We start from the raw sequence: 7832 nt of genomic DNA on the forward strand, positions 1-7832 counted from the left end.
GGAGGGGGAAGAGGGCCGGTCAAGGCCTCCGGCACGGGCGCGCGGAGGGGTGGGCCGGATGAGGTGCGGGGGGCCAACCGGCGGCCCGGCCAGGGGTATTGGGGGCGGCGACCGGTCGTGAGGGAGGCGTCGGGCAGGGGTGCGGGGGGTGCTGAGGCGATCATGAGGGTGACATCGGGAAAAGATGTGCGGGACGCGGCACCGGTCGCGCGGCCTGTGACCACGCAGGTCGGCACCCCCTGAGAGCCTGTGTCATATCCCCGGCCAGGCGGCGACCACCCGGCCGGGGATATGACACAGGCTCTGAGGGGTCACAGCGAATGGTCGCGGGGATGCACCGGCCCCCGGACGTCACGGTCTCGCGAAGCGGTCGTCCGCGCCCCGGCCCCGGCCGGGTTTGTATCCTCGGCGGGCGCCAACCACCGAAAGCGGCACCTGCGAGAGGCACCACCATGACCACCGAGCTGAGCCCCGACACCCAGGCCCTGGCCGGGCTGCTTGAGCAGGCCAGGAAGGAGTACGCGGACCTCGCCGGGCGCGGACTCTCCCTCGACCTGACCCGGGGCAAGCCGGCGCCCGAGCAGCTCGACCTCGCCGAGGAGCTGCTGAGCCTGCCCGGCGGACGGTACACGGCCGCCGACGGCACCGACGTACGCAACTACGGCGGGCTCCAGGGGCTGCCCGAGCTCCGCGAGATCTTCGCCGAACTGCTCCAGGTGCCCGCGGGGCAGCTGCTCGCCCTCGGCAACTCCAGCCTGGAGCTGATGCACGACTGCCTCGTGCACGCCCTGCTCGGCGTTCTGCCCGGCGCCGAGTCCCGCTGGGTGGAGCAGGAGCGGATCGTGTTCCTGTGCCCGGTGCCCGGCTACGACCGGCACTTCGCGCTCTGCCAGCGCTTCGGCATCGACATGATCCCCGTGCCGATGACGGCGGACGGTCCCGACATGGACGAGGTCGAGCGGCTCGTCGCCGAGGACCCCGCGGTCAAGGGCATCTGGTGCGTGCCGAAGTACAGCAACCCCGACGGCGTCGTCTACAGCGACGAGACCGTGGCGCGGCTCGCCGCGATGCCCACCGCCGCGCCCGACTTCCGCGTCTTCTGGGACAACGCGTACGCCGTCCACCACCTCACCGACGAGCCCGCCGGGATCGCCGACCTGCTCGCCGCCTGCGCGCGGGCCGGGCACGAGGACCGGGCGTTCGTCTTCGGCTCCACCTCGAAGATCACCGCGGCGGGCGCGGGCGTCGCGTTCTTCGGCTCGTCGCCCGCCAACGTGAAGTGGCTGCTCGCGGCCAACCAGAAGCGGTCCATCGGCCCCGACAAGGTCAACCAGCTGCGGCACGTGATGTTCCTGAAGGACGCGGACGGCGTACGCGCGCACATGGAGCGCCAGCGCGCCCTGCTGCAGCCCAAGTTCGCGGCGGTCGCGCGGATCCTGGAGGCCGAGCTGGGCGGCACCGGCCTCGCCACGTGGACCTCGCCCAAGGGCGGCTACTTCGTGACCCTGACGGTCCCGGACGGCTGCGCCAAGGAGGTCGTACGCCGCGCCGCGGAGGCCGGCATCGTGCTGACCCCGGCCGGTGCGACGCACCCCTACGGGGACGACCCGCGCGACGCGGTCATTCGCGTGGCGCCCAGCTATCCGAACCTCGCGGAGCTTGAGCAGGCGATCTTGGGGCTGGCGGTGTGTGTGCGGCTCGTTGGCTATGAGCGGGGCGTGGTGGCGGTGCGCTAGGGGGAGTTTCAGGGGCGTGGGCGTCCGTTTATCTGTGCGGGTCGGCTGTGGTTGGGTGCGCAGTTCCCCGCGCCCCTTGGGGGGTGGGCGTCCGTTTACCTGTGACGGTCGGCTGTGGCTCGGCGCGCAGTTCCTCGCGCCCCTGGGGGGTCCGGGGTCTCTTCCAGGAATGGGGTCAGGAGGCCCGGGACCGCTCGTTCCGCGAAGGTCAGGCCCTCGCCCTCGTCCACGTCGTACGCCGCGTACTCCTGCGAGCCCGCCGCCGTCGTCGCGCTCAGCGTCACCAGGCCGGCCCGGCGTTGCAGCACGGACTGCTTGACGGTCCAGCCGATCACCCCGCCGCGCCGCAGGGCCACCGTGGACCGCCGCAGCGTCCCGGACCGCACCACGAGATAGTCGCCGTCGAGCGCGTGCCCCAGGCTGCGGTACGCGTCGCACGCGAGCGCCACCGCGAGCGGCACGAGGACCACCGCGGCCCCCGCCCCGAGATAGTTCAGGACCGGCACACCGAGCAGCACCCCGAGCAGGACCAGGACGAGGGCGGGTGTCAGCGCCGCCGACACCGCCCAGCGGATCCGCCGGGCCCGCGCCGCCAGCGGATGCGGCGTGAGCCGCGCGGCGGTGGGCGTCTCCGGCTCCCGCAGGACCCGTGCCGCCACCTCCGCGGCGAGTGCGCGGGGCGCCGCGGGCAGCAGGGTGCCCGGACCCGCCTGGTCCTCCTCGTCCCGGCGGGAGAGCCCCGTGGCGACCGCGTCCACGCGGGCCGCCCCGGACAGCCGCAGGCCGAGCGGTTCCACCACGTCGACGCCGCGCAGCCGCGCCTCCTCAAGGGAGACGGAACGGGTCGTGAAGAGCCCGCGCCGCACCCGCAGCGTCCCGCCGGGCTCGCGCTCCAGGCGGTAGTTCCACCACATCTCGACCCAGAGCCCGAGCGCCCCCACGGAACCGGCCGCCAGCGCCCCCACGATCAGGGCGAGCACCATGCCCGCGACCGACATCCCGCGAAAGACGTCACCCACCCACTCGATGACCTCATCCTGCACCCCGAACCACTCGCTGACCTGCATGATCGCCCCGCCCGCCGCGGCGGCGAGCGCCGAGGTGACGAAGGACAGCGGGGCGTAGCGTATCCAGCGGAGGTCGAGCGCGGCGATGGCGCCCGAGGCGTCGGCGGCGGCACTCGGAGTCGTCCGGCTCAGCAGTTCGCGCCGCAGCCGTTCGCCCTCCGCCCTGCGCACGGGCCTGAGTTCGAGCGTGGCCTCCTGCCCCGCGCTCTGCTCACCGGTGCCGATGCGGACCTCGACCAGGCCGAGGAGGCGCAGCAGCGGGTGGGCGACGAGGTCGACGGAGCGGATGCGCTCCCGGCTGAGGGAGCGGTGTTTGGCGAAGAGGATGCCGCTGCGCAGCTCGGCGCGGTCGGGGCCGATGCGGTAGCGGCTGTGGCGCAGCCGCAGCGCGTCGAGGCCCACGCCGCTCGCGATGAGCAGCGCGCTCAGGCCGACCGCCCAGGCGATCACGGGACCCATGGGCACCCAGCCCTGGAAGCTGAGGGTGACCGGCAGGCCGACGGCGGTCACCACACCGCCCGTCATCTGGACGGTGACGAGCAGCGAACGGCGGTCGAGCCGCCGCCAGTCGTGGTCCTCGGCGAGCTCGCCGCTCACGTCGCGTCGCCCGGTGTCGCCTGGGTGACGAGCGCGAGCCGCTCGGCGAGTTCCGCCGCCGTCGCGTGATCCAGGCCCTTGACCTTGAGCGCGCCCTTGGCGGACGCCGTGGTGACCGTGACGGTGGAGAGCCCGAAGACGCGCTGCACGGGTCCGCGCATCGTGTCGACGGTCTGGAGCCGCGACATGGGCGCGATCCGGCCCTCCGTCCAGAAGAAGCCGGTCCGCACGTACACCGCGTCGTCCGTGACCTCCCAGCGGTGGACCTTGTACCACCACAGCGGCAGCAGCGCCCCGACCGGCAGACCGCCCGCCGCGATCACCGCGGCGGGCAGCAGGAGCCAGAACCTGGCAGGGGTGATGAGCACGCCGAGCAGGCCGAGGAGCGCCACCGGGGCGGCGGCCGTCAGCAGCAGCTGCGTACGCCACCAGGCGACGGCACGGCGGTCCAGGGGGTGGCGCGGTGGCCGCAGCCGCACGCCTGCCCCTGGAGCTCTCGCGGCTTCCCCGGCTCCCTCGACTCCTTGGTCAACAACGTCAACAACCATGAGACGAAAGGTACTTGCCCGCCCGAGTTGCCTGCTCACCGGCTGTAGCCGGACTCGGCCGATCGTCGACCGCGACCGGCGCCGATCCGGCCACCTCCTAGTGCTGCTGCGCCTTCTGCGGCGTCGCCTCGCTGGGCCGCACGATGACGTGCCCCTCACCCTCCAGCTTCAGCTGCACGGCCTCGCCCGAGCCGCCGCGGAGCATCGAGCCGATGGACTGCGAGCGGTGCAGGGAGGTGCTGAGGTGGGCGGTCCAGCCGACCACCGCGTCCGTGTCGACGTACACCGGCTGCTGCGGCGAGACGGGAATGACCAGCGGGCTGCCCTCACACATCAGCCCGAGCCGGCCCGCACCCGTGAAGACGCTGTTGAACAGCCCGCCGCCGGTCATCCCCGCGCCCTTCACGGTCTTGATCTCGTACGAGAGGGTCGCGTCGAAGCAGAGGACGTTGCGGCCGTTGACCGTGAGGACGTCGCCGGGCTCGACGTCGACGATGAAGCAGTTCTGCGCCTCGTGCGCGAACCACGCCTCGCCCTGGCCGCGCACGGCCATCAGCGGCAGCCCCTCACCGGTCATGGCACGCTTGAGCATGCCGCCCACACCCTGCCCCTTGCGCTCGAACTGCAGGTCGCCGCGGTAGGCGATCATCGCGCCCTGCCGGGCGAACATCTCACCGCTCACGGCGTACTTGACGGATTTGGCGTTCTGCAAGGTCATGCCGGGGGCGTGGGCCGGCTGGGCCATGTGGTCGCTGGAGAACAGGTCACTCTTCATGCCGGTATCTTGGGCCACTTGTCGTGATCGGGGAAGCGTGGCCCCTCCGTGGGCCGTGAAACGCGGCGGCGACGTTTCGGCCCGCGCCGAAACGTGACGCCCTTACGGTCGTGGCATGACGCTTGCCTACGAGGAGTTCCGCGACCTGCACCGCGCCGGTGCGCCCCTGCTGCTGCCCAACGCCTGGGACCACGCATCGGCCGCCGCGTTCGTCGCCGCCGGGTTCCGCGCGGTCGGCACGACCAGCCTGGGGGTGGCGGCCGCGGCGGGGCTGCCGGACGGGGCGGGCACCGCGCGCGCCGCGACCCTCCGCCTGGTGCGCGGCCTGACCCGGCTCGACGCGCTGGTCAGCGTCGACATCGAGGGCGGCTTCAGCGACCGGCCCGAGGAAGTGGCCGCGCTGGTCGCCGAGTTGGCGGACATGGGGGTCGTCGGGGTCAACATCGAGGACGGTCGCGCGGACGGCACGCTGCGGGACGCCACGCACCAGTGCGAGATCCTCGGCGCCGTCCGGGAGGCGGTCGCTGGGCGGCTCTTCGTCAATGCCCGCACGGACACGTACTGGTTGCGGGACGCGGAGTGGGCGGACCAGACGGCGGACCGGCTCGCCGCCTACCGACAGGCGGGCGCGGACGGGCTCTTCGTGCCGGGAGTACGGGATGTGCGGGGTGTAAGGGACGTGCGGGGTGCCCGAGACGCCTGGGATGCCAGGGACATCCGCGTCATCGCGGAGCTGGTCGCGGGCCTCGACGCCCCGCTCAACGTCCTCCACAACCCCGGCGGCCCCGCCCTCCCGGCGCTGGCCGAAGCGGGCGTGGCGCGGGTCAGCTGCGGTTCGCTGCTGTTCAGGGCGGCGCTGCGGGGGGCCTTGGCGGCCGTCGAAGCGGTGGCGCGGAGCACGCCGTTGGCGTCGGGCATCCCTTCGTACGCGAAGACGCAGGCGTTGTCGGACGCCTTCGCCTAGAGTCCGGGCGGTGGAGATCACGGAACTGACCGACGCCGAAAGGCGGGTGTGGGAGGCGGTCCCGCTGGGGCGGACCGTCGACTTCCGGGAGCGGGACGGGGAGACCGCGGCGCTCGGCGCGGAGTGGGGCGCCGAGAGGACCGTACGCGCCGAGGTCCTGCGGGCACTGCTGCTCGGCGCCGCCCGGCGGGACGGCGAGATCCCCGTCCTCCGGGTCACCGGCGCGCGGGTCACCGGCCGGCTGAACCTCCAGTACGCGGAGGTCGCGGGCCCGATCCACCTGTGGGCCTGCTACTTCGACGAGGTGCCCGACCTGTACGGGGCGCGGCTGCGCCAGCTGTACCTGGGCCGCTCCGTGCTGCCCGGCCTGCACGCCGTCGCGCTGCGCGTCGACGGTTCGCTGCGGATGACCGGGTGCCGGGTGCGGGGGCCCGTCAGGCTCGGCGGGGCGCGGATCTCCGGGGCGGTCTTCTTCGACGGCGCGCGCATCGGGGAGGAGGGGGTGCGCCATTCCGAGCCCGTCCTGGCGCTCAATCGCGTCACCATAGACGACGAGTTCCAGGCGAACGCGGGCTTCACGGCCCACGGCATGGTCCGCCTCACCGGTTCGGTCATCGCGGGGAACATCACGCTCGACGACGCGGTGCTCAGCAACCCGGGTTCCACGGCGCTGCACGCGGCGAACTTGAGCGGGGGCGCGGATCTGCATGCGATGCGGGCCAGGGTGTACGGGCGGATCAGCCTGCGGGGCGCCCGTATCCCGGGACAGCTCAACTTCGCCCATGCCCGTCTGTCCAACCCGGGCGACATGGCTCTGCACGCCAGCAGCGTGACCGTCGGTGAGTTGTGGTTGCGTGAGGCCGCGCCCGTCGAAGGCTCGGTCAATCTGCGCCGGGCCCAACTGGACCTGCTGCACATCGCCCCCGAGACCTGGCCGGACGAGGTCCGCCTCAGCGGCATGACGTACAACACGCTCGATCCGCACGAACCGGCCGCGCGACGGCTCCAGGCCTTGGAACGGGACACCGACGGGTTCATCCCGTTCGCGTACGAGCAGCTGACCGCCGCGTACCGTCGCAGCGGCGACGACGCGGCGGCGCGGACCGTCCAGCTGGCCAAGGAGCGGCGTCACCGGGCGACGCTGGCGTGGTACGCCCGGCTCTGGGGCCATCTCCAGGACGTGACCGTCGGCTACGGGTTCCGGCCCACGCGGGCGGCGGCCTGGCTGCTGTCGTTGCTGCTTGTGGGGACCGTCACGTACGCGATACGGCAGCCGCCCGCGCTGAAGCCGGAGGAGTCACCGGAGTTCAACCCCCTCTTCTACACGCTGGACCTGCTGCTCCCGATCGTCGACTTCGGGCAGGAGCGGGCGTACGCCGCGCAGGGGGCGTACCAGTGGTTCGGGTATGCCTTGGTCGTGCTGGGGTGGACCCTCGCGACGACGATCGCGGCGGGCGTCACTCGGGCGATCAGTCGTCAGTAGGTGCCATGGCCAACGGCCTTTCACTGCCCCCCAGTTGTCGAGGACGGACCCCTGCCGAGTCTAGACACAAAACGTCACCGCAGGGGTGCGAAGAGTGAAAGCCGACGGCGAGGGGGAGCCACGTGAAGGCGGATGGAAAGCATCACGCAGTGGCATGTACCGAACGTGCGGAGGAAACCGTGAAGGAATTGCGCGCCGCGCTCACGCAGGCGGAAATCACGCTGCCGTCACTGGGGATCGGTACCGCGGCCCGGCTCGCGGCGGCGCCGAGGAGGCCCGTGTGAGCCTCGACCTGCCCATCGGGGCGTACGTGGTGGACACCCGTAGTGGTCAGGTGGGCCGGGTCATGGGGCACGAGGGGCCGTACGTCCAGTTGCGCCCCTACGGAGGGGGCCGTGAGTGGGACTGCGCTCCGGAGGTGGTCCGCACGGCGACGACCGCGGAGCGGCTGAGCGCGGCGACGGCGTACGCGAACGCCCGGAGCCGGGGCGAGGTGCCTTGACGGACAGCCGGCGGGTACCGGGGCCCGCCGCCCCGCCGGGATACGCGAGAATGGCCCCATGAGTCTGTTCCGCGACGACGGCATCGTGCTGCGCACCCAGAAGCTGGGCGAAGCGGACCGCATCATGCTGCTGTCTTCCGGGGGGCGACCCCCGTACCCC

Annotated in this window: 8 protein-coding genes; 5 read left to right on the forward strand and 3 right to left on the reverse strand. The window is 72.7% G+C overall.

The window, feature by feature from the left end:
- The first annotated feature begins 452 nt into the window (after positions 1–452).
- A complete protein-coding gene (locus tag AC07DI_RS19700; RefSeq protein WP_478905387.1) occupies positions 453–1736 on the forward strand; it encodes an aspartate aminotransferase type Ic in 1284 nt (427 codons plus the stop codon).
- A gap of 95 nt (positions 1737–1831) precedes the next feature.
- On the opposite strand, the gene AC07DI_RS19705 is transcribed toward AC07DI_RS19700, so the two are convergent.
- From AC07DI_RS19705 to AC07DI_RS19715, 3 genes are all read right to left on the reverse strand, one after another.
- Entirely contained in the window at positions 1832–3400 is a 1569-nt protein-coding gene (locus AC07DI_RS19705) for a PH domain-containing protein (protein ID WP_478905388.1), read from the reverse strand.
- Positions 3397–3948, reverse strand: a complete 552-nt coding sequence (locus AC07DI_RS19710; RefSeq protein WP_478905389.1) for a PH domain-containing protein — start codon at positions 3946–3948, stop codon at positions 3397–3399. Before AC07DI_RS19710 ends, AC07DI_RS19705 begins: the two co-directional genes overlap by 4 nt.
- Before the next feature lie 97 nt (positions 3949–4045).
- Positions 4046–4723, reverse strand: coding sequence for an AIM24 family protein (locus AC07DI_RS19715; RefSeq protein ID WP_478905390.1), 678 nt, complete (start codon positions 4721–4723; stop codon positions 4046–4048).
- A gap of 115 nt (positions 4724–4838) precedes the next feature.
- Between AC07DI_RS19715 and AC07DI_RS19720 the strand changes: the two genes are divergently transcribed.
- The 4 genes from AC07DI_RS19720 to AC07DI_RS19735 all read left to right on the forward strand — a co-directional run bounded on the left by AC07DI_RS19720 (position 4839) and on the right by AC07DI_RS19735 (position 7672).
- A complete protein-coding gene (locus AC07DI_RS19720) occupies positions 4839–5687 on the forward strand; it encodes an isocitrate lyase/PEP mutase family protein (protein ID WP_478905392.1) in 849 nt (282 codons plus the stop codon).
- A gap of 10 nt (positions 5688–5697) precedes the next feature.
- On the forward strand, positions 5698–7170 hold the full coding sequence (locus AC07DI_RS19725; RefSeq protein WP_478905393.1) for a membrane-associated oxidoreductase: 1473 nt from the start codon (positions 5698–5700) through the stop codon (positions 7168–7170).
- A gap of 122 nt (positions 7171–7292) precedes the next feature.
- Positions 7293–7454 (forward strand): hypothetical protein, encoded by a 162-nt coding sequence (locus tag AC07DI_RS19730; RefSeq protein WP_478905394.1) that lies wholly within the window; start codon positions 7293–7295, stop codon positions 7452–7454.
- Positions 7451–7672: a hypothetical protein gene (locus tag AC07DI_RS19735; protein ID WP_478905395.1), complete on the forward strand. Its 222-nt coding sequence runs from the start codon at positions 7451–7453 to the stop codon at positions 7670–7672. Before AC07DI_RS19730 ends, AC07DI_RS19735 begins: the two co-directional genes overlap by 4 nt.
- Positions 7673–7832 lie beyond the last annotated feature (160 nt).

The sequence above is a fragment of the Streptomyces sp. NPDC044106 genome (genome assembly GCF_056433985.1).

Bases quoted from the DNA above. Each gene is read 5' to 3' on its own strand.
- AC07DI_RS19700 (WP_478905387.1), top strand. From the start codon at position 453: ATGACCACCGAGCTGAGCCCCGACACCCAGGCCCTGGCCGGGCTGCTT.
- AC07DI_RS19710 (WP_478905389.1), bottom strand. From the start codon at position 3,948: ATGGTTGTTGACGTTGTTGACCAAGGAGTCGAGGGAGCCGGGGAAGCC.
- AC07DI_RS19715 (WP_478905390.1), bottom strand. From the start codon at position 4,723: ATGAAGAGTGACCTGTTCTCCAGCGACCACATGGCCCAGCCGGCCCAC.
- AC07DI_RS19720 (WP_478905392.1), top strand. From the start codon at position 4,839: ATGACGCTTGCCTACGAGGAGTTCCGCGACCTGCACCGCGCCGGTGCG.